The organism is Lentzea sp. NPDC036949 (genome assembly GCF_055608075.1).
The window spans coordinates 590,263-614,166 of the sequence record NZ_JBVJRA010000002.1; the positions used below are offsets into that span (position 1 = coordinate 590,263).

The 23,904-nt window shown below is 72.6% G+C and carries 30 protein-coding genes; 19 read left to right on the plus strand and 11 right to left on the minus strand.

Going from position 1 to position 23,904, the window contains the following annotated elements; translation table 11 throughout:
• Window positions 1–57: 57 nt before the first annotated feature.
• The 5 genes from ACZ7CD_RS08550 to ACZ7CD_RS08570 are packed head-to-tail and all read left to right on the plus strand — an operon-like array spanning window position 58 to window position 3,423.
• On the plus strand, window positions 58–813 hold the full coding sequence (locus tag ACZ7CD_RS08550; protein ID WP_470369240.1) for a TetR/AcrR family transcriptional regulator: 756 nt from the start codon (window positions 58–60) through the stop codon (window positions 811–813).
• A complete protein-coding gene (locus ACZ7CD_RS08555; RefSeq protein WP_470378645.1) occupies window positions 810–1,730 on the plus strand; it encodes an NAD(P)H-binding protein in 921 nt (306 codons plus the stop codon). The genes ACZ7CD_RS08550 and ACZ7CD_RS08555 overlap by 4 nt, the downstream gene beginning before the upstream one ends.
• Window positions 1,696–1,962, plus strand: coding sequence for a YciI family protein (locus ACZ7CD_RS08560; RefSeq protein ID WP_458432283.1), 267 nt, complete (start codon window positions 1,696–1,698; stop codon window positions 1,960–1,962). The genes ACZ7CD_RS08555 and ACZ7CD_RS08560 overlap by 35 nt, the downstream gene beginning before the upstream one ends.
• Window positions 1,963–1,969: 7 nt before the next feature.
• Entirely contained in the window at window positions 1,970–3,223 is a 1,254-nt protein-coding gene (locus ACZ7CD_RS08565; protein ID WP_470378646.1) for an RNA polymerase sigma factor, read from the plus strand.
• Window positions 3,220–3,423 (plus strand): hypothetical protein, encoded by a 204-nt coding sequence (locus ACZ7CD_RS08570; RefSeq protein ID WP_470373946.1) that lies wholly within the window; start codon window positions 3,220–3,222, stop codon window positions 3,421–3,423. Before ACZ7CD_RS08565 ends, ACZ7CD_RS08570 begins: the two co-directional genes overlap by 4 nt.
• A 16-nt stretch (window positions 3,424–3,439) precedes the next feature.
• Here the strand turns inward: ACZ7CD_RS08570 and ACZ7CD_RS08575 are convergent, their stop codons facing one another.
• The gene (locus ACZ7CD_RS08575) at window positions 3,440–4,381 is read right to left on the minus strand and encodes a GNAT family N-acetyltransferase (RefSeq protein WP_470378647.1); all 942 of its coding nucleotides are present in this window, start codon (window positions 4,379–4,381) and stop codon (window positions 3,440–3,442) included.
• A 43-nt stretch (window positions 4,382–4,424) separates the two neighbouring features.
• Window positions 4,425–5,198 carry a helix-turn-helix domain-containing protein gene (locus tag ACZ7CD_RS08580; protein WP_360394625.1) on the minus strand — a complete coding sequence of 258 codons (774 nt, stop codon included), beginning with the start codon at window positions 5,196–5,198 and terminating at the stop codon, window positions 4,425–4,427.
• A gap of 65 nt (window positions 5,199–5,263) precedes the next feature.
• Here ACZ7CD_RS08580 and ACZ7CD_RS08585 point away from each other — a divergent pair, with 65 nt between their 5' ends.
• The 3 genes from ACZ7CD_RS08585 (at window position 5,264) to ACZ7CD_RS08595 (ending at window position 7,341) form a co-directional block, all read left to right on the plus strand.
• On the plus strand, window positions 5,264–5,818 hold the full coding sequence (locus ACZ7CD_RS08585; RefSeq protein ID WP_470378648.1) for a TIGR03086 family metal-binding protein: 555 nt from the start codon (window positions 5,264–5,266) through the stop codon (window positions 5,816–5,818).
• A gap of 8 nt (window positions 5,819–5,826) precedes the next feature.
• Complete coding sequence (locus ACZ7CD_RS08590) at window positions 5,827–6,510, plus strand: aspartate/glutamate racemase family protein (RefSeq protein WP_360394619.1); 684 nt, start codon at window positions 5,827–5,829, stop codon at window positions 6,508–6,510.
• Between the two features lie 78 nt (window positions 6,511–6,588).
• Window positions 6,589–7,341 (plus strand): SDR family NAD(P)-dependent oxidoreductase, encoded by a 753-nt coding sequence (locus tag ACZ7CD_RS08595; protein WP_470378649.1) that lies wholly within the window; start codon window positions 6,589–6,591, stop codon window positions 7,339–7,341.
• A gap of 41 nt (window positions 7,342–7,382) precedes the next feature.
• Here ACZ7CD_RS08595 and ACZ7CD_RS08600 read toward each other — a convergent pair whose 3' ends face one another.
• From ACZ7CD_RS08600 to ACZ7CD_RS08615, 4 genes are all read right to left on the minus strand, one after another.
• Entirely contained in the window at window positions 7,383–7,796 is a 414-nt protein-coding gene (locus ACZ7CD_RS08600; protein ID WP_360394859.1) for a YciI family protein, read from the minus strand.
• A 5-nt stretch (window positions 7,797–7,801) separates the two neighbouring features.
• A complete protein-coding gene (locus ACZ7CD_RS08605) occupies window positions 7,802–8,200 on the minus strand; it encodes a VOC family protein (RefSeq protein WP_360394613.1) in 399 nt (132 codons plus the stop codon).
• A 109-nt stretch (window positions 8,201–8,309) separates the two neighbouring features.
• Entirely contained in the window at window positions 8,310–8,996 is a 687-nt protein-coding gene (locus ACZ7CD_RS08610) for an RraA family protein (protein ID WP_360394610.1), read from the minus strand.
• A gap of 78 nt (window positions 8,997–9,074) precedes the next feature.
• A complete protein-coding gene (locus ACZ7CD_RS08615) occupies window positions 9,075–10,259 on the minus strand; it encodes an MFS transporter (protein ID WP_360394607.1) in 1,185 nt (394 codons plus the stop codon).
• A 74-nt stretch (window positions 10,260–10,333) separates the two neighbouring features.
• Between ACZ7CD_RS08615 and ACZ7CD_RS08620 the strand changes: the two genes are divergently transcribed.
• Window positions 10,334–11,071: a DeoR/GlpR family DNA-binding transcription regulator gene (locus ACZ7CD_RS08620; RefSeq protein WP_458432276.1), complete on the plus strand. Its 738-nt coding sequence runs from the start codon at window positions 10,334–10,336 to the stop codon at window positions 11,069–11,071.
• Entirely contained in the window at window positions 11,068–11,604 is a 537-nt protein-coding gene (locus ACZ7CD_RS08625; RefSeq protein ID WP_458432275.1) for an HAD family hydrolase, read from the plus strand. The genes ACZ7CD_RS08620 and ACZ7CD_RS08625 overlap by 4 nt, the downstream gene beginning before the upstream one ends.
• A gap of 43 nt (window positions 11,605–11,647) precedes the next feature.
• Here ACZ7CD_RS08625 and ACZ7CD_RS08630 read toward each other — a convergent pair whose 3' ends face one another.
• On the minus strand, window positions 11,648–14,167 hold the full coding sequence (locus ACZ7CD_RS08630; protein ID WP_470378650.1) for a CHAT domain-containing protein: 2,520 nt from the start codon (window positions 14,165–14,167) through the stop codon (window positions 11,648–11,650).
• Window positions 14,168–14,248: 81 nt separating this feature from the next.
• Between ACZ7CD_RS08630 and ACZ7CD_RS08635 the strand changes: the two genes are divergently transcribed.
• Window positions 14,249–15,022, plus strand: coding sequence for a S8 family peptidase (locus ACZ7CD_RS08635; protein WP_470378651.1), 774 nt, complete (start codon window positions 14,249–14,251; stop codon window positions 15,020–15,022).
• Here ACZ7CD_RS08635 and ACZ7CD_RS08640 read toward each other — a convergent pair.
• Together ACZ7CD_RS08640 and ACZ7CD_RS08645 are read right to left on the minus strand one after the other, a co-directional pair.
• Entirely contained in the window at window positions 15,019–15,435 is a 417-nt protein-coding gene (locus tag ACZ7CD_RS08640) for a hypothetical protein (protein ID WP_360394592.1), read from the minus strand. The genes ACZ7CD_RS08635 and ACZ7CD_RS08640 overlap by 4 nt on opposite strands.
• On the minus strand, window positions 15,432–15,983 hold the full coding sequence (locus ACZ7CD_RS08645) for an RNA polymerase sigma factor (RefSeq protein ID WP_470369249.1): 552 nt from the start codon (window positions 15,981–15,983) through the stop codon (window positions 15,432–15,434). The genes ACZ7CD_RS08640 and ACZ7CD_RS08645 overlap by 4 nt, the downstream gene beginning before the upstream one ends.
• 371 nt (window positions 15,984–16,354) lie before the next feature.
• On the opposite strand from ACZ7CD_RS08645, the gene ACZ7CD_RS08650 reads away from it, so the two are divergent.
• The gene (locus tag ACZ7CD_RS08650) at window positions 16,355–16,537 is read left to right on the plus strand and encodes a hypothetical protein (RefSeq protein ID WP_360394586.1); all 183 of its coding nucleotides are present in this window, start codon (window positions 16,355–16,357) and stop codon (window positions 16,535–16,537) included.
• 10 nt (window positions 16,538–16,547) lie between these two features.
• On the opposite strand, the gene ACZ7CD_RS08655 is transcribed toward ACZ7CD_RS08650, so the two are convergent.
• On the minus strand, window positions 16,548–17,039 hold the full coding sequence (locus ACZ7CD_RS08655) for an FBP domain-containing protein (RefSeq protein ID WP_470378652.1): 492 nt from the start codon (window positions 17,037–17,039) through the stop codon (window positions 16,548–16,550).
• A 66-nt stretch (window positions 17,040–17,105) separates the two neighbouring features.
• On the opposite strand from ACZ7CD_RS08655, the gene ACZ7CD_RS08660 reads away from it, so the two are divergent.
• The 7 genes from ACZ7CD_RS08660 to ACZ7CD_RS08690 all read left to right on the plus strand — a co-directional run bounded on the left by ACZ7CD_RS08660 (window position 17,106) and on the right by ACZ7CD_RS08690 (window position 23,238).
• Window positions 17,106–17,672, plus strand: coding sequence for a TetR/AcrR family transcriptional regulator (locus ACZ7CD_RS08660; RefSeq protein ID WP_360394580.1), 567 nt, complete (start codon window positions 17,106–17,108; stop codon window positions 17,670–17,672).
• A 33-nt stretch (window positions 17,673–17,705) separates the two neighbouring features.
• Window positions 17,706–18,941 carry an epoxide hydrolase family protein gene (locus ACZ7CD_RS08665; protein WP_470378653.1) on the plus strand — a complete coding sequence of 412 codons (1,236 nt, stop codon included), beginning with the start codon at window positions 17,706–17,708 and terminating at the stop codon, window positions 18,939–18,941.
• Between the two features lie 371 nt (window positions 18,942–19,312).
• The gene (locus tag ACZ7CD_RS08670; protein ID WP_470378654.1) at window positions 19,313–20,311 is read left to right on the plus strand and encodes a hypothetical protein; all 999 of its coding nucleotides are present in this window, start codon (window positions 19,313–19,315) and stop codon (window positions 20,309–20,311) included.
• 230 nt (window positions 20,312–20,541) lie between these two features.
• Window positions 20,542–21,327: a pentapeptide repeat-containing protein gene (locus ACZ7CD_RS08675; protein ID WP_360394571.1), complete on the plus strand. Its 786-nt coding sequence runs from the start codon at window positions 20,542–20,544 to the stop codon at window positions 21,325–21,327.
• 30 nt (window positions 21,328–21,357) lie between these two features.
• Complete coding sequence (locus ACZ7CD_RS08680; RefSeq protein WP_360394568.1) at window positions 21,358–21,909, plus strand: TetR/AcrR family transcriptional regulator; 552 nt, start codon at window positions 21,358–21,360, stop codon at window positions 21,907–21,909.
• Between the two features lie 47 nt (window positions 21,910–21,956).
• The gene (locus tag ACZ7CD_RS08685) at window positions 21,957–22,415 is read left to right on the plus strand and encodes a hypothetical protein (RefSeq protein WP_360394565.1); all 459 of its coding nucleotides are present in this window, start codon (window positions 21,957–21,959) and stop codon (window positions 22,413–22,415) included.
• 58 nt (window positions 22,416–22,473) lie between these two features.
• Entirely contained in the window at window positions 22,474–23,238 is a 765-nt protein-coding gene (locus ACZ7CD_RS08690; protein ID WP_470378655.1) for an alpha/beta fold hydrolase, read from the plus strand.
• 86 nt (window positions 23,239–23,324) lie between these two features.
• Here the strand turns inward: ACZ7CD_RS08690 and ACZ7CD_RS08695 are convergent, their stop codons facing one another.
• Window positions 23,325–23,864: a TetR/AcrR family transcriptional regulator gene (locus ACZ7CD_RS08695; protein WP_360394559.1), complete on the minus strand. Its 540-nt coding sequence runs from the start codon at window positions 23,862–23,864 to the stop codon at window positions 23,325–23,327.
• Between the last annotated feature and the right edge of the window lie 40 nt (window positions 23,865–23,904).

The following is a 23,904-nucleotide window of genomic DNA, read 5'->3' on the forward strand; positions in this document are numbered from 1 at the left end:
GTTTCCGTATGACGTACGGTATTGTTTCCGTATGGCCTACGGAAATGAGGGGGACGCATGGCCGTCGAACGCAGCGGCGCAGGAGACGCCGCCAAGACCATCGCACTGCTCTGGCGCCGGCCGCCGGAGCCCAAACCGGTCGGCAGGAAGCCCAAGGTGAGCGTCGACCAGGTCGTCGCGGCCGCCATCGCCGTGGCCGACCGCGAAGGACTCGCGGCGATGTCGATGGCGCGCGTCGCACAGGAGCTCACCGTCGGCACGATGTCGCTCTACGGGCACGTGCCCGGCAAGGCCGAGCTCATCGACCTGATGGCCGACACGGTGCTGCAGGAACGCGACCTGAGCGCCGAGGGCACGTGGCGGGAACGCATCCGGCACTACGCCGACCGCACCCGCGCCGTCTACCAGGCGCACCCGTGGATGCGGGACGTGTCGATGGTGCGGCCACCGCTCGGACCGGGCCTGATGGACGGGCAGGAGTTCGTGCTGGCCGCGCTGGCCGACTCCGGGCTCGAACCGCGGCAGGTCATCGTCGCGCACACCGCCGTCGAGGGGTTCGTGCACGGCGCCGCGGCCGCCGAGGTCGACGACCAGCAGCTCGAACAGGTCACCGGCGAGTCCGGCGACTCCTGGTGGCACGCGCGGCAGCTGTTCTGGGACGACTACTTCGACGTGGAGCGCTACCCGACGATGACGACCCTGTGGAACGCCGGCGCCTACGACACCGGCGGCACGCTCGCCGAGCAGGTGCGCGGCTCGTTCGACTACGGCCTGACCAAGCTGCTCGACGGCATCGAGGGAGGCCTGCGATGACGGTCCTGGTGACCGGAGCGACCGGCAACGTCGGCCGGCTGGTGGTGCGGGGACTCGCGGACCGCACCGCCGTGCGGGCGATGACCCGCGACCCCGCGAAGGCGAGCTTCCCGGACGGCGTCGAGGTGGTGCGCGGCGACCTCGACGACCCCGGCGGCATCCCGTTCGACGGCGTCGACAAGCTCTACCTGTTCGCGCACCCGCCCACCGCGCAGCGCGTCGTCGACCTGGCCGTGCGCGCCGGTGTGCACAGGATCGTCACGTTGTCCTCGGGCGCGGTGACCCACGGCTACGACCGGACCCACCACCTGCCGGTCGAGCAGGCGGTCGAGGCCTCCGGGGTGGCGTGGACGCACGTGCGGCCCGGCGAGTTCGCGGTCAACAAGGTCGACCTGTGGGCGCCGTCGATCCGCGCCGACGGCACGATCGTGCACCCGAACCCCGACGAGCTCGGCCAGCCGATCCACGAGGCCGACGTCGCCGACGTGGCGGTCGCCGCGCTGCTGGAGGACGGCCACGACGGCAAGGCCTACACGCTCAGCGGCCCCGCGCCGCTCACGCAACGCGAGATGGCGCGGGCGATCGGCGAGGTGCTCGGGCGGGAGCTGCGCTTCGCCGACGTCACGGTCGAGCAGGCACTGGCCTACTACGTGAGCGTGGGCTGGCCGGAGGAGATCGCCCGCTACGTCCTGGGCCTCGGCGGCTACGAGGGCGGCGACGCGGACGACTTCTCCGACTACGAGTTCGCGGTGGAGCCGGACTTCGAGACCGTCACCGGCAGGCCCTACCGCACGTTCGCGGCATGGGCGCGCGACCACGCCGTCGATTTCGGCGGCTCCTCGATCGACGTTCCCGCGGGGGACGCGCGACGAGGAGGACCCGGTGCGGTTTCTGGTGATCGTCAGGACGGCGGCTGAGCTGCCGTTCGCCACGAGGTACTGCGACGCGCTGGCGCGGGCGGGGGTGCTGCTCGACGCGGCCGACCTGCGCGCCGGCGCCGTCGACGGGAACGGCCGTGCCACGGCGGGTGCGCCGGTGCGCGGGTACTGGCTGATCGACGTGCGCGACCACGCCGAAGCGGTCGAACGCGTGCGGCGCCTGCCAGTGGCCGGGTGCATCGTGGAAATCCGGCAGGTGGCTGTGGTCTGATGCCCCCATGGGGGCTACGACCTCGGTGCACCGGACGATCGACGCGGTCTGGCGGATGGAGTCGGCGAAGGTCATCGCCGTGCTCGCCAGGTACGTGCGCGACGTCGGCCTGGCCGAAGAGATGGCACAGGACGCGCTGGTCGCGGCATTGGAGCAGTGGCCGGTCGAGGGAGTGCCGAACAACCCCGGCGCGTGGCTGACGACCACGGCCAAGCGCCGGGCCGTCGACCAGATCCGCCGCCGCGAGAACTTCAACCGCAAGGTCGAGGAGATCGGCCGCGACGTCCGGGAGTCCACACCGGACGCCGCCGAAGGTGTCGAGGACGAGATCGGCGACGACCTGCTCAGCCTCATGTTCACCGCCTGCCACCCCGTGCTGGGCACCGAGGCGCGGGTCGCGCTGACGCTCAAGATGCTCGGCGGCCTCAAGACCGAGGAGATCGCGCGGGCGTTCCTGGTCAGCGACACCGCGGTGGCGCAGCGGATCGTGCGCGCGAAGAAGGCGCTGGCCGAGGCCGGGGTGCCGTTCGAGGTGCCGGAGGGACCGGAGCTCGCCGCCCGCCTGGCCAGCGTCCTCGAGGTCATCTACCTGATCTTCAACGAGGGCTACTCCGCCACGCGGGGCGACCACTGGATGCGGCCGGAGCTGTGCGCGGAGGCGCTGCGGCTGGGCCGGGTGCTCGCCGAGCTCGCGCCGAAGGAGGCCGAGGTCCACGGGCTGGTGGCACTGATGGAGATCCAGGCCTCCCGTTCCCAGGCCCGCACCGCCCCCGACGGCACGCCGATCCTGCTGCTGGAGCAGGACCGCGCCCGGTGGGACTGGCTGCTCGTCGGCCGCGGCCTCGCGGCGCTGGAACGGGCGGAGGCGCTCAACCAGCCGCCCGGCCCCTACTACGTGCAGGCGGCGCTCGCGGCCTGCCACGCCCGCGCCCGCAGGCCCGAGGACACCGACTGGCGGCGCATCGCCGCGCTCTACGAGGTGCTCGCACGGCTCTCGCCCTCGCCGGTGGTCGAGCTCAACCGGGCGGTGGCGCTGTCCATGGCCTACGGACCGGCCGCCGGTCTCGCGCTCGTCGACGAGATCGCGGGCGCGAAGGCGTTGCAGGGCTACCACCTGCTGCCCAGCGTGCGCGGCGACTTCCTGCTCAAGCTCGGCCGCACCGACGAGGCACGAGCGGAGTTCGAGAAGGCGGCGGGCCTGACCCGCAACGAACGCGAGCGCACCCTGCTGCTCGACCGCGCCGCCGCCTGCCTCACGTGAGCGCGAGCGTCACCCCCAGCGCGGCGAACGACACCGCGAAGAACCGGGCGCGGGTGCTCGCCGGCGGGGTGAAGGTGCAGCCGCTGTCGTGGCACTGCCAGACCGAGCACGCGCCGGGGCTGGTGCTGGGGTACGCGGCGACGACACCGGGCGACATCACGACGGCGGTGGCCGCGATCGGACGCGCACTGGCGAGGTGAGCCGTGGTGTGGCCGATCAGGCGCTGTCCGCCCGCTTGATCAGCGGCAGGTCGCGCGACAGCAGCCGGAACCCGACGCCGTAGTACAGCTCCCGTGCCGACGGGTGCTCGTCCGCGCCCAGGCACGCGACCGTCACGTGCACCGCCCCTGCCGCCCGCGCGAGCCGCATGCCGTGCAGCAACACCGCGCTGGCCAGGCCGCGCCTGCGGTGCTCCGGGTGGGTGCCGACCGGTTCGAACTCGGCGGTCCGGTTGACCTCGTCGAGCCACATGATCGCCGAGCACGCCATCGTCCCGTCCGGCGCCTCGACCAGGACGTGCAGGTCACCGCGGTAAGCGGCCGTCTGCCGGACACCCTCGTAGGACCGCGGCGAGTACGTCGAGCCGGCCCAGGCGTCGACGTGCGCCCGCACCACCGCCTCCGGTCCGGCCTCGTCGGCGGTGCGGAACCGGAAACCGGCCGGCAGCACGGGTTGCGCGATGTCGGTGAGGTCGCGTTCGTTGAGCTGGGTCCAGCCGCCGAGCGAGTCCCGGTCGACCTCGTAGCCGTGCGCCGTCCACCGCGCGAGGGCGGCCTCGTCGTCGGCGTTGGGCAGCACCGTGCGGTCGACACCCGGTGCGACGCCGTCGAACCAGTCGACCACCTCGTCCAGCAGCGCCGGGTGGCCGGGGTGCACCTGGTGGGCGAGGTAGGCGCCGGTGACGTCCCTGACCGAACCGTCACGGCGGACCACCCGGCGCGGCAGCTGCGCCCACCCCCAGGCCACCAGGTCGTCGCCCGCGAACCAGAGCCGGCGCACCCAGGCGTGGCCCTCGGTGGCGTGGTCCTTGCCCCAGTTCCACGCGAGCTCACCGTAGGAGGCGTCGCTGTTGACCAGCTCCGGGCGGACCGCGGTGACCCGCTGAGCCAGGCCCTGCATCAGGCGCACGTCCTCGGCGGTGAGGAGTTCGGTCGTCACAGCGGGCACTGTGGCAGGGGCCGGCGGCGGCGTCGAACCGTTTTCAGGTCAGCGCCCTGGCGTAGGCGGTGGGGGAGACGCCGACGGTCTGCGTGAAGTCGCGGACCAGGTGCGCCTGGTCGCTGTAGCCGAGGTCGGCGGCGAGCCCGGCCCACTCGACGTCGGTCTCCGCCCGTTCCAGCGCCTCGTGGATGCGGTAGCGCAGGATCACCCACTTCGGGCTGACCCCCACGTAGTCGGCGAACAGCCGCTGCAACGTCCGCACCGCCACGCCCTCGGCACGGGCGAAGTCAGCGACCCGGCGGATCTCCCGGTCCTCGCGGATGCGCTGCACCAGCTCCACCGCGAGCGCCGCCTGCGGGTCGGCGACCGGTCCGAGGCCCAGCAGGAACGCGTCCAGCGCCGCCACCCGATCATCCTCGCCCTCCACGGCCAGCACGAGCGCCGCGGGCACGTCGGTCAGCCGCACGTGCCGCCCGGTCCACCGCGACACCGGCTCCGCGCGGAACGGCCGGAACCCGCCCGGCCGGAACTGGACCCCGGCGACCCGCACCCGCCCGCGCAGCTCCCGGCTGAACAACCCCAGCCCGACCCCAGCGATCTCCGGGTGCTCGTGGCCGTGCTCGAACACGACGTTCACCGACGGGTGCGGCACGACGTGCGAGGTGTAGGGCGTGTCCAGCTCGCCGTCGATGAGCCAGTAGTGCTCCAGGTACGGCCGCAGCTCGGGCGCGGGCAGGCGGCGGCGGAACCGGACACGGGCGAAAAGCTCCCGTGCGTCGACGATCCCCCGTGTGTCCCGGCGCGGCCCCTGCACGCCGGGAATCCTATGTGGCGCGTTTCTTCAAGAACGTCCCCACGCCGCGTCCTACCGTCCTCACCATGAAGCTCAGCGTTCTGCTCGACCGGGCCCGCGACCACGCGTTGCCCGTCATCGCGACCATCAGCGACGACGACCTGACCAAGCCGACCCCGTGCGCTGACTACGACGTGCGCGCGTTGCTCGACCACCTGCTGCACGTCGTCGTCGAGTTCCAGAAGCTCGCCGTCAAGCAGGACGCCGACTTCGGCACCACACCGCACTACCCGGACTGGCGCGCGCAGTACCCGGCCGAGACCGCCCGGCTCGTCGAGGCCTGGGGACAGCCCGGCGCGGACGAGGGCATCGCCGGCACCATGAACCTGCCCGCCTCCGTGGTCGGCGGGCTCGCGCTGCTCGACCTCACCATCCACGCCTCCGACCTCGCACAGGCCACCGGTCAGCGGTTCGAACCCGACCCCGAGGTGCTCACCGCCGTCGAGGGCCTCGTCGAGCAGATGGGCCCCACCGCCCTGGAGTGGAACGTCTTCCAGGCCCCCACCGAACCACCCGTCGACGCCACCGCGTTCGAACGGCTGCTGGCCAAGACCGGACGCGACGCGCGCTGGAGTGCTTGACTGACGGCATGTTGACCATCGGGATGCTCGGCGGCATGAGCTGGGAGAGCAGCGCGGAGTACTACCGGCTCGCCAACACCGTCGTGCGCGAACGGCTGGGCGGCCTGCACTCGGCCAAGGTCGTGCTGCACTCCGTCGACTTCGCCGAGATCGAACGCATGCAGGTCGAGGCCAGGTGGGACGACGCGGCGAAGGCACTGGCCGACGCCGCGCGGCTCGTGCAGGCCGGCGGCGCGGACTTCCTGCTCATCTGCACCAACACCATGCACAAGGTGTTCGACGAGGTCCAGGCCGCCGTCGACATCCCGGTGGTCCACCTCGGCGACACCACCGCCACCGCCATCACGCAGGCCGGGCTCACCACCGTCGGGCTGCTCGGCACCGGGTTCACCATGGACCAGCCGTTCTACCGCGAACGCCTGGAGCAGCACGGCCTCACGGTGCTGCTGCCCAGCCCGCAGGACCGCGCGACCGTGCACCGGATCATCTACGACGAGCTGTGCCTGGGTGTGGTGAAGGACGAGTCGCGGCGCGCCTACCAGGACGTGATCGGCCGGTTCGAGGGCGCGCAGGGCGTGATCCTCGGCTGCACCGAGATCGAGCTGCTGATCAGCCAGCACGATGTGCCGCTGCCGGTGTTCCCCACGACCCGGCTGCACGTCGAAGCCGCCGTCGCACGCGCGCTGGCCTGAGCCGTTGCTCATCTGGTGAAGCCGCACCGTTCGCGAAACCCGGTTGCGGACGGGACCGGCCTCGCGCAGGTTGACCACATGCAGTCACGTGTCGCGCTGGTCACCGGCGCTGGATCGGGAATCGGCGCCGGTATCGCGCAGGAGCTGGCCGAGCTGGGTCACCGGGTCGCCGTGGTGGACCGCGACGTCGAGGGCGCCCGCACGGTCGCCGGCCGGATCGCCGAGGCGGGTGGGCAGGCGGTCGCGGTGGAGTGCGACGTCAGCGACCCGGCCTCGGTGGACGCGGCGGTGGCCGAGGTCGTCGCGGCGTTCGGGCCGGTGGAGATCCTGGTCAACAACGCCGGGTTCGCGCGGGACAACCACCCGCTGGACATGCCCCTGGAGGACTGGGACGCGGTGCAGGGCACGGTCCTGCGCGGCGCGTTCCTGATGCTCAAGGCCACCGCGCCGGCGATGCGGGACGCCGGGTGGGGGCGGATCGTCACCATCTCCAGCATCTCCGCGATCGTGCAGGGCGAACGGATCAACTACGTCGCCGCGAAGGCCGGTGTCGAGGGGCTCACCCGCGGTGCCGCGCTCGACCTCGCACCGCACGGCATCACCGTCAACGCCGTCGGTCCCGGCACCGTGCGGACCGGCATGACGGAGGTCAGCGCCGCGCGGGCCGGGCGCACCGTGGACGAACACCTCGAAGTGGTGCGCAGGTCGATCCCGGTCGGGCGGATCGGCACACCGCACGACATCGCGCGTGCGGTGCTGTTCTTCGCCGCCGAGGACGCCGACTTCGTGACCGGCCAGGTCCTCTACGTCAGCGGCTACCCGCACGGCTGATCCCGGTGGGGTCGGGCCTGAGCGGTCCGACCCCGTCCCGGTCACTGCTTGTACGGCGCCAGGGTGTCCTGGTCGACGTCGGGGGCGCCCATGATCGGGTGCACCTCGATCGGCTGGTTCAGGACCTTCCCGCCGGGGCCGGGGCACGCCGAGGCCTTCTGGCAGATCTCCAGCAGCCGCTCGCGGCTGTCCACGTCGACCACCCAGTAGCCGGCGATGACCTCCTTGGACTCGGCGAACGGCCCGTCGACCACGTTCGGCACGCCGTCCTCGCCGCCGCGCACCACGAACGCCCGCGCGGGCCCGCTGAGCCCCTCGGACTGCAGCAGCTCACCGGTGGCGCGCAGCTCGGCGTCCAGGTCGCGCATGTACCCGATCATCCGGTGCATGTCCTCGTCGGTCCACGCGGCGAGCCCCTCCCAGTCCTCCTGGGCGCCGCCGTAGCTGACCAGCATGTACTTCACTTCCACTCCCCACCGGTCGCGCGGGCCCTGATCTCCTGCACGGCCCAGCTGTTGCCGTCCGGGTCGTCGAAGAACACGAACGACCCGCCGTCCTTCTCGTTCATCCGCACGATCTCGCTGACCTCGACCCCGCGCTCGACGAGCTGCGCGCGAGCCTTCTCCAGGTCGGAGACCACGAGCTGGACGCCCTTGAGCGTGCCGGGCTCGCCCTTCACGATCCCCTTGCCGATCACCACCGAGCAGCCGGAGCCGGGTGGCGTGAGCTGCATGATGCGCGTGTTCTCGTCGAACGTCGTGTCGTGGTCGACGACGAACCCGAGCTGTTCTGCGTAGAAGTGCTTCGCCCGGTCCAGGTCCGACACCGGTACGACGACGACCTCGAGGGTCCAGTCCATCTCTGCGCTTCCTCTCCGCGGCTGGCGTTGTCACCGGTCCGTCGAAGGGCTCAGGACCTTTTCGACACGGGGTCGCGACCCGCATACCGGAGCTGCGCGATCGCGGTCCTCACTCCTCGACTGCGCCGCCGATCTCGCGCAGGTGCTCGCGGAACGTGAGCCCGCTCGCGAGGTACTCGTCGAACCGCAGCTGGCTGCGCAGGGACTCACCCTGCCGCACGCGCTGCGCCTGCGCCCGTTCGACGTCGCGGATGCCCCGCGCTTTGGCGATCACGGTCTCGACCTGGTCGGCGGGCACGAACAGCACGCCGTCGTCGTCGCCGAACACGACATCGCCGCTGGTGACGGTCCACTGGTCGACCTGGGCGGTCGACAGCGCCTCCGGTGCCCGGTCGCGCAGGCTCAGCGGCCCCGTCGGGTTTGCGCCGAGGCTGAACACCGGCAGCCCGATCGCGCGGATGTCCGAGGTGTCGCGGTGCAGGCCCCAGACCACCAGGCCGCGCAGCTGCGCGGCCTGGGCCTCCAGCACGACCATGTCGCCGATGCACGCCTCGTCGGTGCGGCCGTCGTTGTCGACGACGAGCACGTCACCGGGTGCGCTGCGCTCGACGGCTTCGAGGAAGACGTCCACGCTGCCGGCGTGGCGGGCGGGCAGGACGCGGCCGGCGACCCTGCTGCCGGGGACGACCGGGGCGAGGGTGGCGGTGCGGACCGGGACGCCGGTGCGGATGCAGGCGTCGGCCAGGTGCGCGGTGGTCAGGTCCAGCGCGGCGAGGTCCAGTTCGGGGAGATCCATGCGGGACAGTGAATCACCTGCGAGCGCTGCGGCACGCCGGAAAGATCGAGGCCTTTCCGGCGTGCCGCGCCCGTTCCGTCAGTGCACGGGGTCGGCGGTGCGTTCGACCTCGGTGGCCGCGGGCCTGAGCACACCGGCCGCGAACGCCGTGACCACGCAGAACAGCACCGGCAGCACGAACGCGACGTTGAGCGGCATCAGGTGCGTGAGCCAGCCGATCACCGCGGGCCCGGCGAGCACGCCGATGTAGCCCAGGCCCGCCACCCGCGACATGTTCACCGCCGCGGAGCTCGGGTCGCTGTGCCCGGCCGCGCTGAACAGCTGCGGCACCGTGCCGGACAACCCGGCGCCGGCCACCGCCCAGCCCGCGATCGCCAGGCCGGTCCACGGTGCGAACGCCGCCAGCAGCAACCCGGCCGCCGCGATCACCGCACCCCAGCGCAGCACCGCCATCGGCCCGATCTTCGCGGTGACCCGGTCCGCCAGCAGCCGCCCGACGGTCATGGTGGTCGCGAAGGCGCCGTAGGCGAGCGCGGCGATCTGCGGTTCGGCGCCCAGGACGTCCTGCAGGTGCAGCACGCTCCAGTCGTTGGCGACGCCCTCGCTGAGCATCACCATGAACGCGAGCCCCGCCATGACCCAGATCCGCAGCGGCACCTTCTTCTTCGTCCTGGGCTGGTCCTCGTCGCCTTCGTGCGGGATGGTCGTCGCGCCGTGCGACAACGCCGGTGCCGTGACGAGGCTGACCACCACGCCGACGACGGCGACCACCGCGAGCGTCGTGGCCGGCGAGAGCTCCCAGCTCAGCGTGCGCGCGCCGACCAGGGAGGCGGCGACACCGCCCAGCGACCAGGTCGCGTGGAAGGCCGACATCACCGGGCGCGCGTACTCGCGTTCGACGACGACCGCGTGCCCGTTCATCGCCATGTCCAGCACGCCGTTGCCGAACCCGAACGCCAGCAACGCCGCGGCGAGCGCCAGCTCACCGGTGGAGAGTCCCGGCAGCACGACGGCCGCGCTGCACAGCACGCCCGCGAGCGGGGTGACGGTGCGCGCGCCGAACCGGTCGGTCAGCCAGCCGCCGGCCCGCATGCCGATGAACGCGCCGAGCCCGAGGACCAGCAGCAACCGGCCGAGCTCCGCGTGGTCGATGCCGACCCGGCGCTCGACCGTGGGGATGTGCACGATCCACATGCCGAGCAGGAAGCCGTTGAGGGCGAAGTACGTGAAGGTGGCCACCCGCGCGGCCCTGAGAGCGTTCACATGCTTCACGCTAACGAACAATCCGCGTGTTTGAAAGTTTGAACTTCGAACACAGCTGGTGTTCAATCGCGAGTGTGTCCCGACTGAGGCAGATCACCGAGGCCGTGCGCGACGCCGGCTCCCTCGGTGTGGCGGAGCTCGCGTCGCTGACCGGCGCGTCCGAGATGACGATCCGCCGCGACCTGGAGGTGCTCGCCGCGCAAGGCGTGCTGGAGCGCTACCGCGGTGGTGCGCGCAGCCTGCTGCTGCGCGGGTCTGAACCACCGTACGCACTGCGTTCGGAGGAGGCGCTGGACGCCAAGCGCCGCATCGCCGGGGTCGTCGCGGGCCTGCTCTCCGACGGCGAGTCGGTCGTGCTCGACAGCGGCACCACGTGCGTGGAGGTCGCCCACGTGCTGCATGCGCGCCGTCTGACCGTGATGCCGCTGTCGCTGCACGCGGTGAACGCGCTGGTGGGCGGCCCGTCGCTGACGTTGCTGATCCCCGGCGGCACACCGCGCGCGGGGGAGCTGGCGCTGACCGGACCGCTGACCCTGCAGTCGCTGCAGTCGCTGCGCTTCGACACGGCGGTCATCGGCTGCTGCGGCCTCTCCGCCGAGCAGGGCCTGACCGCGTTCGACCTGGACGACGCCGCGGTCAAGCGCGCGGCGATCTCGTCGGCCCGGCGCGTGATCGCCGCAGCCGACGCCTCGAAGCTGACGCGCACCGCGCTGGCGTTCGTGGCACCGGTGTCCGCCCTGGACGCCGTGGTGACCGATGCGGACGGCGACGACGGGTTGACGGCAGCGGGCGTGGCGGTGGTGACGGCGTGATCGTGCTGTTCGACATGTTCGGGGTGATCGCCCGCGACCAGTCCCGGGCGGTGATGGACACCATGAGCACCGACCCGGCGTTCTGGCAGGCCTACTGGGCGCACCGCCCCGCCTACGACCGCGGCGACGTGACCGCCGCCGAGTACTGGCGGCGCGTCGGGTACCCGCCGATGGTCGAGCAGGACGTGGCGAGCTGGACCGAGGTCGACGACGAGATGGTCGCCCTGCTCGGCGCACTGCACGCCGCGGGCCGGCGCATCGCGTTGCTGTCGAACATCCCCGAGGACCACGCCCGCGACTTCGAGCGCCGCTACCCGTGGCTCGACCTGTTCGAGCTGCGGGCGTTCTCCTGCCGCATCGGACACGCGAAACCGTCGATCGAGGCGTTCGAGTGGTGCCGGGAACGCCTCGGCGACGACGAGATCCTGTTCGTGGACGACCGGCTGGAGAACGTCGAGGCGGCGCGGCGGGCCGGGATGCGCGGGCACCACTTCACGGGCATCGACGGGCTGCGGGCGGTTCTCCACGCGTGATCGCACGGGGACCTGAGCGCACCGCACCCGTCGGACCGTTTTGTCAGGGCAGAGACGCGCCGTAGCACTGGAACACCGCCTCGGTCCAGGTGCGCTGCGCCTTCGCCAACGCCTCCGCCGGGGCACGGCCGGCCGCCAGCTCCCGGTGGTAGCGCAGCATCAGCGCCTTGCTGGTGTCGTCGGGCACCGACACCGCCGAGGCGATGAGGGTCCTGGTGCCCAGCGCCAGCAGTGCCGCGGCGAGGCCGAGCAGCTCGTCACCCGGACGAATGCCCGAGTTGCCCGCCTCGCACGCGGACAGGATCACCTGCCGCGGCGGCCGGTGCAGTCCTTCGAGGTCGTAGACGGTGAGCGGACCGTCGGCGAGGGTGAGCGTCGAGAACAGCGGGTTGTCCGCGCGGAACCGGCCGTGCGCGGCGATGTGCGCGAGCTCGGCGCCGTCGAGGGCGTGCAGCAGGTTCGCCGTGGTCGCCCTCCTGCCGGTGAACCGCTCGGCGTGCGGGTAGCGGCGCTTCAGGGCTTCGACCTCGGCCACGGCGTGGCGCAGGCCCGGTCCGGCGGCCAGCACCGCGCGCCCGGTGACGTGGTCGGACTCCGCGGCCCTGAGCCACAGCGCCGCGGACGGCGCGACGGTCACCGCCCGGCCCCGGCAGCTGGGCAGCGCGGGCCACGGAAGTGCGTGCAACGCACCGGTCGGCACGATGACCAGCGGTTTCCTCGTCGCGGGCAGGAGCCGGTCGAGGCGGTCGGCGGCCTGGCCGAGGCGTTCCTCGATGGCCTTGCGGGTGCGGTCGGAGCCGATGCGGTGCGCGAGGTGGTTGATGCCGAACCGCAGCGCCTGCACCTCCCGTGCGGCGGCCTCGGCCGGGCCCGCGTCGAGCAACCGGACCCTGCCGCGGTCGAGGACGACCGCGTGCAGCCGCCCGTCGGACTCGACGTACTCGACCAGCACGTGATCGCCCAGCGCCGTGCTGAGCCGGGTGCGCGACGGCGGTGGGTCGGCGGCACGGATGCCGGTCGCGTGCCGGGCCCGTGCCCTGATCGCCTGCTCCAGCTCGGCCTGTCGGCGCAGGTCTCCGGCGGCCATGACCTGCCGCAGCTCCGCGAGGTCGTCGGCCAGCCGGTCGTCGTCGGGCGGCCGCACCGGGCGCACGCGCAACGCCCCCGCCCGCCACCGCTCCGCCCACCCGAACACCGCGGCGGGACGGCCGCCGGCCAGGGCCAGCCGCGTGCCGGTGGCGACCAGCTCGCCCGCCAGCCCGGACGCGTGCGCCCGCAGCTCCGTCGCGCCCAGACCGTTGCGGAACGCCGCCAGCACGTCGACCCCGGACCGCAGCGCCGCCTCGGCACCCTTCACGTCACCGTCGGCGAGTCGCAGCAGGGCCGTCGCGTGCCAGGCCCGTGCGCGCAGCTCCGCCGGACCGGTGCGGGCGGCCGCGGCGACGGCGGTCAGCTCCGCGCGCGCCACCGCCCGGTGCCGCGGTGGCTGCAGGGCCAGCCGCGCCACGATCAGCCGCGCGTCGAGCGCCGCGACCACCCAGCCCTCACCGGCCAGCGCCTCGACGACCCGGCGCGCGGACCGCAGCGACGCCGACCCCCGCTCCCACCGCGCCCGCAACGCCAGGTACCCGGCGAACGCCGCCCACGCGGGCCGCCCCTGCCGCCGCGCCGACCGCCCCGCCGACACCGCCGAGGCCAGTGCCGCAACCGGGTCCCCCGCCACCAGCTCCACCCGCGCCAGCACCAGCCGTGCCTGCACCACGTCCACGAAGTTGCGCTGCCGGGTGAACGCCGCCACCGCCGCCGCGGCCGCCGACCGGGCCTCCGCGACCAGCCGCACCGACAGCAACGCCTCGGCCCGCTCGATCGGCAGCAGCCCGGGGTCCCGCCCGGCCGCCGCGTACCGGGCCGCCGCCTCGTCGAACGCGGCCAGCGCCGCCGGCACGTCGCCGCGCGCCTCGAACGCCACCCCGCGGTTGTGGAACACCATCGCGGTCCGCCCGGTGTGACCGGCGGCGACGTACAGCGACTCGGCGAGGTCGAGGTCCTCCGCCGCACCCCGCCAGTCCCGCCGGTGCGCGCGCAGCAGGCCCCGGTTGTTGCGGATCGTCGCCTCCAGCAGCGGGTCACCGGGGTTGGCGGCCAGCGCCGCGGCGAACCCGTCGGCGGCCTCGGCGAACCGGCCGATCTCGGTGAGCACCAGCGCCCGCTGCATCAGCAGCCGCGCCGCGGTCACCCCGTCCACCTGCTCGGGCACGTCGGCCAGCGCCCGCAACGCCTCCGCCGTGCGCCCGGTCAGCGTCAGCACGTACCCCAGCGACCCCCGCGCCTGCGCGGCCCGCACCACCAGCCCCGCCACCGACGCGACCGACACGGCCGCGCGCAGGTGCCGTTCGGCCTCGTCGAGCCGCCCCACCGCCGAGGCCGCCATGCCCAGGGCGTGCAGCGCCACCGACTCGGTCTCCGCGTCCGTCCTGCCGCGTACGGACTCGGCCAGGCGGCGGGCACGCGCCGGTGAGGTGTAGGCGAGGTCCTTCGCCTGCTCCGCACGGACGAGCGTCATAGGCGGTGTGTATCAGCTATCCGTTGCCGCGGCATCAAGCTTCGGACATGCTCATCCGGACGCAGGAGGGGAGTGGACACCATGGGCGGCAGAGACCCGCACGCCTACGGCCTCGCCCAGGCGGTCAGCACCATCACCAGGGTGCCGCTGCCGGCGGCGGACGCCGCACTGAAGATCGGCGTGGTCGACACCGGCTACGCACCGCACCCGTGGCTCGACGGTCACGTCGAGGTCGACGACGACCACGTCGAGGCGGCGGGCTCCGGGCACGGCACGTTCGTCGCCGGGGTGGTCCTCGACCACGCGAAGACCGCCACGGTCGTCCTGCGCCGCGCCCTGGTCGAGGGACCCGACGACGACACCCAGGTCGTGGCCGCGCTGGAGAACCTGAACCGGCCCGACATCAAGCTGATCAACCTGTCGTTCGGCGGCAGCCTCTCCGAACAGGGCACCCCCGAGGGTCTGCGGGCCGCGCTCGACGCGCTGGCCGGTGACGTCGTGGTCGTCGCAGCGGTGCCCAACAACGCCTCACCGCTGCGCAACTACCCGGCCGCCGACGCGGGCGTCCTCTCGGTCGGCGCGACCACGGCGAGCGGGGAGATCGCCGAGTTCAGCGCCTGCGGCCGGTGGATCACGGTCTTCACCCGCGGTGAGGACGTGCACGGCCCGTTCGAGAAGGGGTTCGCGACGTGGTCGGGCACCTCGTTCGCGGCCGCCGCGGTGACCGGGCGGATCGGTGCGCTGATGGAGAGCGGCCTGACCGCCACGGCCGCGCGGGACGTGCTGCTCGGCCAGTGCGAGACCCGGCACGCGTGGGGCGTCAACGGCCCGTTCGACGTGCGGGTCCTGCTCTAGAAGCGCGCCCACTGGGTCACCACGACGGTGCCGTCCGTGGCGGTCACCCGCACCCTGACCAGCCCGGACGGCACGTCCGTGACCGTGAACCAGCCGTCGACGACCGGGGTGGAACGCCGTGACCGCGGTGTCTCCACCACCACCTCGCCCACCGCGCCGGTGACGAGCCCGCGCACGGTGTCGCCGCTGATCTCCAGGTTCAGCGTCACCCGCTCGGACTCGAACGCCAGCAGCAACGGCCCGTCATCACCGCGCACCAGCGCCGCCTCGTTCTCCACGAGCACCGCCAGCTCCTCGTCGAGCGCCCGCAGCGCCAGTGCCGCGCTCGCGTCGCGCAGCACCCCGGCCGGCACCGGGTCGAACCGGTCCGCCGCCGCCCGCAGCTCGGCCAGGAAGTCGTCGTCCTCGCTCATGACCGCTCCTCCAGCACCGGCTCGCCGCTGACGAGCGCCCTGAGCCGGTTGAGGCACCGCTGCCGGATCGGCCCGATGCTGCCCACCGGCATGTCCAACGCGGCCGCGACCTCGGCGTACGCGGGCGGCGGTGACGCCATGAGCACGCGCAACAGCCGCCGGCACCGGTCCGGCAGCCCCTCGAACACCCGCCACAGCGCCGCGTCCCGTTCACCGACGAGCAGCGCGTGGTCCACCGGCGGCGCGGGGTCGGCGGAGTCGTCGATCTCGGCCGGCTCCGGCAACCGCCCCGACCGCCGGATCAGCTGCAGGCACTCGTGCCGCGCCGTGGTGGCGAGCCACCCGGCCAGCCGCTCGGGCTCTGCGATGCGGTCGAGGTGCTCCACCAGCTTGATCCAGGTGCACTGCACGGCGTCGGCGGCGTCGGCGTCGCTGAGCCGGTGGGCGCGGGCGACCGACCACAGCAGCCCGCTGAACTGCCTGACCAGGGCGTCCCACGCCGTCTGGTCACCACGCGCGGCCGCGGCCAGCGCCGCTGGTACGTCCATGCCCACATGATGCCGCCCGCACCCGCCCAGATTCGCCTTCCGCGCACCGGGTTCGCCGTGCGGGCGGTGCGGGTCGCCCGGTCGGTGGAACGTTTTCCCGTTGATTAGCCGCCGATGCCCGAACGTGAGAAATCCCGGACCGATACAACGGTGGTGCCGGCGTTCGTCGGGGGCGCCGGCAGCCATCGACCGGGGGGCCGGTGGTGCGGGCTGGGGGCGGGCGGGGCGTGGCTGGAGGTCACGTCCCGCCCGGCCCGCCGCGCGAACGTGCCGTGCGCTTTCCTGCCGGAACGGGACCTGTTCGCCCGTTGCGCACCCACAACCGCTCGCGCGGGTGCATCCTGTGTCCTACAGCACAACCCTGAGGACTGATGACGATGACGAGTGCGACCGCGTCCTCCCGCCACGGCTGGGAGTCGGACCTGGAGCGCTACCGCGACCGGGCGGTCAGCGTGCTCGAGGCGCACCTGCCCGCGACCTCCGGCTGCACCGAGTGCGGCGACCCGTGGCCGTGCGCCCGCGCGTGCACCGCCGAGCTCGTGCTGGAGCTGTAGACGGCGGTCCCTAGGAGCTGACGCGCGCGAAGAACGCCGCCACGTTCCCCAGCAGCCGGTCGACCTTGTCCTCCCTCGCCAGTGACTCGTGGATCCGCCCGCCGAACCCGGCGTCCTTGCGTCCCCGCAGGTACAGCGAGCAGTCCAGGTCCGCACACAGGTAGACGCCGACCGAGTTGCCCAGCTGTCCCGCCTTGCCGGCCTTGCGCGCGGTCATCAGCGACACGCCGTCACCGGAGTGCGTGGTCAGGCACCACGAGCACATCGACTTGCGCGGCAGCCCGGACTGGGCGGCCCGCCGCAGCGCCACGCCCGCGAACCGGTCGCCGAGCTCGGTGACGACGTAGGAGCGGTCGGGTGCCGCCGGGTCGCGCCAGCCGAGGAAGTCCAGGTCGGCCCACGGGCGGTCGGCGAGATCGCGGGGCACGTGCATGCGCTTGGCCTCGCCCTTGGTGGAATTGACGAAGGACGCGCGGATGTCGTGTTCGGTCAGCGGCTTCATGACCTCGACGGTAGGTTTACCTAGAGGTACTAGGCAAATGATTAAGAGCCCTAGGAAGGGTGGTGCATGGCACGCGCGGGGATCACCGCCGACCGCCTCACGCAGGCGGCGGCGGAGCTGGCCGACCAGGTCGGCTTCGACAACGTGACGGTGTCCGCGCTCGCCCGCCACTTCGGCGTGAAGGACGCCTCGCTGTACTCGCACATCCGCAACGCCCACGACCTGCGCACCCGCGTCGCCGTCCAGTCGCTGGCCGAACTCGCCGACCGCGTCGCCGCCGAACTGGCCGGCCGCTCCGGCAAGCAGGCGCTGCGCGCGTTCGCCGACGCCTACCGCGGCTACGCCAAACAGCACCCCGGCCGGTACGCGGCCACGCGGATCGCACTGGACCCGGACACGGCGGCCACCGGCGCGGCCGAGCGGCACACCGAGCTGACACGGGCGTTGCTGCGCGGCTACGACCTGTGGGAACCCGACCAGACCGACGCCGTGCGGCTGCTGCACAGCACGTTGCACGGGTACGTGTCGCTGGAGCAGGCGGGCGCCTTCCACAGCCACCCGCGCGGGGTCGAGGCGTCGTGGACCCGCGCCGTGGACGCGCTCGACTCGCTGCTGCGCGCCTGGCCCGCCTGAACCCGGCCGGCACCGGCGGGTAGAACGAAGGTCATGACCACTGGGCAGGCCTTCCCGCTGCACCCGACCCCGATCCACGTGCCCGACGAGGTCCTCGACGACCTGCGCGCCCGCCTCGCGCGGACCCGCGCGCCGCTGGACGAGGGCAACGACGACTGGTCCTACGGCGTACCGGCCGGCTACCTCGGCGAGCTGGTCGCGTACTGGCGCGACGGCTACGACTGGCGCACGGCCGAAGCCGCCATCAACGCCCACGAACACTACGAGGTGACCGTCGCCGATGTCCCGGTGCACTTCCTGCGCGCACCCGGACGCGGCCCGGCGCCGATCCCGCTGATCCTCACCCACGGCTGGCCGTGGACGTTCTGGCACTGGTCGAAGGTCATCGGCCCGCTCGCCGACCCGGCCGCGCACGGCGGTGACCCGGCCGACGCGTTCGAGGTCATCGTGCCCTCGCTGCCCGGTTTCGGGTTCCCCGGTCCGCTCACCGGGTTCCCGGACGTCAACTTCTGGAAGGTCGCCGACCTGTGGCACGCGCTGATGACCGACGTCCTCGGACATGACCGGTACGCCGCCGGCGGGTGCGACATCGGCGGGATCGTCTCCAGCCAGCTCGGCCACAAGTACGCCGGCTCGCTGCACGGCATCCACATCGGCTCCGGCCTGCCGCTCGACTTCTTCACCGGCCCGCGCGCCTGGGACTTCGCCCGCAACCGCCCGCTGACCGACGACCAGCCCGCCGACGTCCGCGACCGCATCATCGAGATGGACCGCCGCTGGGCGACGCACCTGGCCGTGCACATGCTCGACGGCGCGACGCTGGCGCACGGGCTGAGCGACTCGCCGGCCGGGCTGCTCGCGTGGCTGCTGCAGCGGTGGACCGCGTGGAGCGACAACGGCGGCGATGTCGAGTCCGTGTTCACCAGGGACGACCTGCTGACGCACGCGACGATCTACTGGGCCACGAACTCCATCGCCACCTCGATGCGCTACTACGCCAACGCCAACCGGTACCCGTGGCAGCCCTCGCACTCCCGCACCCCGGTCGTGGAGGCCCCGGTCGGGCTCACGTTCGTCACCTACGAGAACCCGCCGGGCATCCACACCGCCGAGGAGCGGGTCGCGGCGTTCCTCGGCGGTCCGCAGGCGGCGTGGTTCAACCACGTGAACGTCAACGCCCACGAGCGTGGCGGGCACTTCATCCCGTGGGAGAACCCGCAGGCGTGGGTGAGCGATCTGCGGGCCACGTTCCGGGATCGCCGCCCTTAGGGAAGTTTGTAGGCGGTTCACAGTTTTCGCAGGGCGTTCGAGGCTGCCGGGGGACCGGTTTCGTTGGCAGCCTCCCCGGATGCTGACCGCCGATAATGTTCACTTATCGGCGGTCAGGTTCTAGACGCTTATTTGGCTTTCATTGCGTCGCATAACGTAACTACACACGTAATTCTGCTACGATATTGCCCGTGGAGACGAGCTGTAACTTCCCAGGCTGCGAACGCCCCGTTTTCCGAGGTAGCGGCCCCGGTAGGCCCTCGGAGTACTGCGACCTGCCCGAGCACACGCGCTGGCGGGCATGGCGGGAACGGCAACGGCTCCAAGAGGCGGCCGAGAAAGGGGCGGAGCAAAACCTGGAGGTCGTCACCGTGACGAATCTGCCTAGGGTCTCCGGTACCGCCAAGATCAGGGCTGAAGAGCTTCTCGACCGCTTCCGGGTGCTGTCCGAGCAGATGACGCAGACGCTGGGGCGGGCGGTCGGTGAGCTCAACGCGATGGCGGACCCGAGCGTCGCCGAGAGCCAGATCCAGGCGGCGGAGGCCGAGGCGGCTCGCCGGGTCGCGGAGGCGCAGGCCGACCTCGCGGCCGCGGAACGGCGCCGGCACGACGCTGAGCAGGCACGCAAGGCGGCCGAGGTGGTCACCGAGCAGGCGGTGCGGTCCGCGGAGGAAGCCGACGAGGCCGCGGACCGGGCGTTCACCGAGCGGGACGAGGCGCGTGAGCAGGCGCAGGCCGCGAAGGAGCGGGCCGAGGCGGAGGTCGCCGAGGTCAGGGTGCAGGCGGCGGCCGTGGTCGAGGAGATCAGGGCCGAGGCCGAGGAGAAGGTGAGGCTCGCGGGTGAGGCCGTGGAGCAGGCGAGGGCAGACGCGGTGAAGCACGCCGAGCAGGCACGGCGGCAGGCGGCGAAGGAGATCGAACAAGCCCGCGCCGAAGCCCAGGCCCGGGTGGAGCAGGCTCAGGCGGCGGCCGAGCAGGCGCAGGCAGCCGCTGACCAGGCCCGGTCGGAGGCCGCGGCGCAGGTCGAGCAGATCCGGTCGGAAGCTGTGGCGCAGGTCGAGCAGGCACGCCAGGCCGCCGCGGACACCGTGAGCAAGGCGGCGATGGCACGCGATCAGGCCGTGGTGCGCGCGGAACGTGCCGAGCAGACGGCGGCCGACGCGCGCGCCGAGGTGCAACGGATGCGGGACGAGGTCGACGAACGGCTCGCGCAGGTCCGGCGGGAGAGCGGCGAGCAGGTGGCGGCGGTGCGGCAGGCGTTGGCGGCGGTGGAGGACGCGCGGGCGCAAACGCTGGCGCGTGCGGAACGAGCCGAGCGCCAGCTGGACGAGGTGATGGCCGAACTGCGAAGCCTGCGCGCGCCGAGCTGAGAACGGAGTACTCGTCGCCCAGCTCGGCGCCGTGCCGGAACCACTCGTGGGCGCCCGGCAGGTCACTGCGCTGCCGCAGCACCGCGCCCATCCCGCCCCACACGGGCACCGGTGCCGGCGGCCTCGCGGTGGTGCGCCTCGGTGTGCACGGTCCCCTCGCGTCCCAGTGTTCTGGCCGCATGGTGACCGTCGCGAGTGATGGCATTGATCTGGCCCGTATCCTGACCGCGATGGACGAGCTCAAGGCGGACTGCGCCGCCTGTTTCGGGTTGTGCTGCGTGGCGCTGCCGTTCGCGAGGTCGGCGGACTTCGCGGCCACCAAGGACGCGGGCACGCCGTGCCGCAACCTGCTGGCCGATCACCGTTGCGGAATCCACGCGAAGCTGCGCACGTCCGGCTACGCCGGCTGCACCGTGTACGACTGCTTCGGTGCGGGTCAGCGGGTGTCGCAGACGGTGTTCGGAGGTGTCGACTGGCGCACCGCCGAGCGGCAGAAGATGTTCGACGTCTTCCCCGTCGTGCGGCAGCTGCACGAACTGCTCTGGTACCTCGCCGAAGCCCAGCGGCGCGACCCGCACGACGACCTCACCGCGGCGTACGCGGAGGTCGAGGGCTGCGCCTCGGCTGATCCGGACACCGTTCTCGCGCTGGACGTCGCCGAGATCCGCGCGAAGGTCGACGTCCTGCTGCTGCGCACGAGCGAACGGCTGCGGTCGAGTGCGAAGTCCTACCGCGGCGCGGACCTGATCGGGGCCCGGCTGCGCAACAAGAAGCTGGTCGACGCGGACCTGCGTGGCGCCTACCTGATCGGCGCGGACCTCACGGGTGCCGACCTGCGCGGTGCCGACCTGATCGGGGCGGACCTGCGGGGCGCGGACGTGTCGGGTGCGGACCTGAGCACGAGCCTGTTCCTGACGCAGATGCAGGTCAACGCCGCGCGCGGCAACGCCGGGACGAAGCTTCCCGCGGTGCTCACCCGGCCTGCTCACTGGGCGGAGCCGCGGAGACGGCGGTAGTCGCCACCGCACGACGCAACAGGAACCGAGGTGAGCGTGTCGCAGCGCAGGGCCCAGCTGCTCGACGCGGCGGTCAGGGTGATCGCGCAGGACGGGGTGCGCGGGCTGCGGGTGGACAAGCTCGCCGCCGAGGCCGGGGTGTCGACGGCGTTGATCTACTACCACTTCAAGGACCGGGCCGGCATCCTGCGCGCGGCGCTGGAGCACGTGAACCACCGCGCCGCCGAGTACACCGGCACGACCGCGCGGGACCCGCGTGAGGCGTTGCGGGAGCTGCTGCTGGCCGAGCTGCAGGACGTCGATGAGGTGCGGGAGAACAGCGTCGCGTGGGGTGAGCTGCGGGCCAGCGCGGTGTTCTGCGAGGAGCTGCGCGAGCCGCTGGAGCGCACGACCGGCGCGTGGAACGCCGACGTGGCCGAGCTGGTCCGCGCGGCCGGTGGCGAGGACGCGGATGCGGCGGCGGAGCGGCTCACCGCGCTGGTGGAGGGGCTCTGTGAACGGTGGCACAGCGGCTCGGTCAGCGTGGCGCGGGCGCGGGAGCTGGTGTCGGGGGCGATCGACCGGGAGCTCGGGGTGGAATAACACGAACGCGACGACAGGCGCAGGGGTGGTGCGCGACCATCACGGGCGTGACCCTCCGCCACGCCTGGGTGTTGCCGGTGCTGCCCACCGCCGTCGTCGTCGCGCTCGCGGTGGTGCTCGTGCCCGTCGCACGGTCCGCTCCGGCCGGTGACGTGTGGCTGCTGGGGGTGCTGATCGCCGCCGTCGTGCTGGCGGCGGTCGTGGCGGTGGGTGCGGGGCGGTTGTCCGGAGAGCCGGTGGACCGGCCGTGGCCGCTGGCCCTGGGCACGGGTGCGGTCACCGTCCTGACGCCGTTCGCGGTGACCGGTGTGCTCGGCGAACCGGCGCCGGCGCTCCTGGTCCTGCCGTGGTTGGTGTTCGGTCTGGGCGCCGGGTACTGGCAGCTGTCGCTGTGCGAGGGAGCGCGTTCACGGTGGCTGCACGCGGGCATCGCCTTCGGCTACACGCTGGTGTTCACGGCGGTGTCGCTGGTGCTCGCGGTGCTGTCGGCGGGCCTGGTCGACTAGCACGGGGGTGCTGTCGAAAGCGGTCTGAGACCGCTGTGCGGCAGGGTAATGTCCAGCCATGCGCGCCGTTGAGATCAGACCTGGGGTCAACATCCGGTGGGTCGAGGTTCCCGGCGCCTCACCCGCTCGCGTCTACCTGCACGGTCTCGGCGCGTCCTCCGTGCCCTACTACGCGGAGGCCGTCGCGCACCCGCTGCTGGCCGGCCGCCGCAGCTTGATGCTGGACCTGCTGGGTTTCGGCATCAGCGACCGCCCCACCGGGTTCGCCTACTCGCTGGAGGGCCACGCCGACGCGCTCGCCGTGGCGCTGGCGAAGATCGGCCTGCGGCGCAGTGAGATCGTCGGGCACAGCATGGGTGGCGCGGTGGCGGTCGTGCTGGCCGCGCGGCACCCGGAGATGGTGCGTTCCCTCGTGCTCGTCGACCCCAACCTCGACCCGCTCGAGCCGTACCTCGGCGCGCTGGGCAGCCGCGGCATCGCCGCCTACGACGAGGCCGAGTTCCTCTCGCACGGCTACGAGCAGGTGCTCGCCGACGCCGGTCCCGAGTGGGCGGCGACGATGCGGCTGGCCGGGCGCGAGGCGCTGTACCGCAGCGCGGCCGGACTGGTGCGCGGCACGCACCCGACGATGCGCAGGCTGTTGCTGGAGCTGGAGATCCCCTGCGTCCTGCTGCACCCGGCCGACAGCTCACCGGCCGGTGCGCGGGAGCTGACGCAGGCCGGGGTGCAGCTGGTCGCGGTGCCCGGCACCGGGCACAACATCATGATCGACAACGTGGACGGCTTCGCGCGCGCCGTGGCGCAGCAGCGGCTGCTCGTCTGAGCAGGTTGCCAGCTGCTGGTAGTCAGCGGCGATTTGATCATGTGTTGGTGGTACTTGCAGACGCCTGGGCAGCAACGGCCGGGTGCTCAGTCGGGCAGGCCCAGCGCGTCCCACGCGGCGGCGACCGTGGCGGCGCGCAGCTCGTCCACCGGGGCGTCGGGGAACTGCATGGTGCAGTCCTGCATGCCGCCGAACGCGAGCACGGCGCGGGCCTCCTGTTCCAGCGTCGGGTGGTCGCCGAAGATCAGCCTGCTCAGGCGGGCGCGCCACGACAGCACGACGTCGATGAGGCCGAGCTCGGCGAGCGTGGTCATCTCGGTGAGCAGGAACAGCATGTCGGCGCGGTAGCGGTGGTGGAAGTCGAAGAACCCTTCCAGCAGCTCGCGCGGTGCGACGTCGGCGCGGCGTTCCATCTGTTCCAGGAAGCTCTGGCCGTCGTTGAGCAGCGGTTCGACGATGCTGCGGATCAGCTCCTCGCGTGAGGAGAAGTGGTAGTACAGCGCCGGTTTGGTGATGCCGAGGCGGTCGGCGATCTCCTGCAGGCTGGTCTGCTGCACGCCCTTGGCCGCGAAGAGCTCGCGGGCGGTCGTGAGGATGCGCTGCTTGGTGTCGGACGGTCGGGCCACGGGCGCAGCATAACTTGCTTAACGGTAGGTAAGCGGCGGT

What these genes read in the sequence shown, in the direction of transcription:
- ACZ7CD_RS08645 (WP_470369249.1), bottom strand. Translation starts at nt 15,983, where the DNA reads ATGGACGTACCAGCGGCGCTGGCCGCGGCCGCGCGTGGTGACCAGACG.
- ACZ7CD_RS08550 (WP_470369240.1), top strand. Translation starts at nt 58, where the DNA reads ATGGCCGTCGAACGCAGCGGCGCAGGAGACGCCGCCAAGACCATCGCA.
- ACZ7CD_RS08610 (WP_360394610.1), bottom strand. Translation starts at nt 8,996, where the DNA reads ATGGATCTCCCCGAACTGGACCTCGCCGCGCTGGACCTGACCACCGCG.
- ACZ7CD_RS08640 (WP_360394592.1), bottom strand. Translation starts at nt 15,435, where the DNA reads ATGAGCGAGGACGACGACTTCCTGGCCGAGCTGCGGGCGGCGGCGGAC.
- ACZ7CD_RS08660 (WP_360394580.1), top strand. Translation starts at nt 17,106, where the DNA reads ATGGCACGCGCGGGGATCACCGCCGACCGCCTCACGCAGGCGGCGGCG.
- ACZ7CD_RS08675 (WP_360394571.1), top strand. Translation starts at nt 20,542, where the DNA reads ATGGACGAGCTCAAGGCGGACTGCGCCGCCTGTTTCGGGTTGTGCTGC.
- ACZ7CD_RS08605 (WP_360394613.1), bottom strand. Translation starts at nt 8,200, where the DNA reads ATGGACTGGACCCTCGAGGTCGTCGTCGTACCGGTGTCGGACCTGGAC.
- ACZ7CD_RS08555 (WP_470378645.1), top strand. Translation starts at nt 810, where the DNA reads ATGACGGTCCTGGTGACCGGAGCGACCGGCAACGTCGGCCGGCTGGTG.
- ACZ7CD_RS08585 (WP_470378648.1), top strand. Translation starts at nt 5,264, where the DNA reads ATGAAGCTCAGCGTTCTGCTCGACCGGGCCCGCGACCACGCGTTGCCC.
- ACZ7CD_RS08590 (WP_360394619.1), top strand. Translation starts at nt 5,827, where the DNA reads ATGTTGACCATCGGGATGCTCGGCGGCATGAGCTGGGAGAGCAGCGCG.
- ACZ7CD_RS08600 (WP_360394859.1), bottom strand. Translation starts at nt 7,796, where the DNA reads ATGCTGGTCAGCTACGGCGGCGCCCAGGAGGACTGGGAGGGGCTCGCC.
- ACZ7CD_RS08635 (WP_470378651.1), top strand. Translation starts at nt 14,249, where the DNA reads ATGGGCGGCAGAGACCCGCACGCCTACGGCCTCGCCCAGGCGGTCAGC.
- ACZ7CD_RS08655 (WP_470378652.1), bottom strand. Translation starts at nt 17,039, where the DNA reads ATGAAGCCGCTGACCGAACACGACATCCGCGCGTCCTTCGTCAATTCC.
- ACZ7CD_RS08665 (WP_470378653.1), top strand. Translation starts at nt 17,706, where the DNA reads ATGACCACTGGGCAGGCCTTCCCGCTGCACCCGACCCCGATCCACGTG.
- ACZ7CD_RS08595 (WP_470378649.1), top strand. Translation starts at nt 6,589, where the DNA reads ATGCAGTCACGTGTCGCGCTGGTCACCGGCGCTGGATCGGGAATCGGC.
- ACZ7CD_RS08650 (WP_360394586.1), top strand. Translation starts at nt 16,355, where the DNA reads ATGACGATGACGAGTGCGACCGCGTCCTCCCGCCACGGCTGGGAGTCG.
- ACZ7CD_RS08630 (WP_470378650.1), bottom strand. Translation starts at nt 14,167, where the DNA reads ATGACGCTCGTCCGTGCGGAGCAGGCGAAGGACCTCGCCTACACCTCA.
- ACZ7CD_RS08565 (WP_470378646.1), top strand. Translation starts at nt 1,970, where the DNA reads ATGGGGGCTACGACCTCGGTGCACCGGACGATCGACGCGGTCTGGCGG.
- ACZ7CD_RS08690 (WP_470378655.1), top strand. Translation starts at nt 22,474, where the DNA reads ATGCGCGCCGTTGAGATCAGACCTGGGGTCAACATCCGGTGGGTCGAG.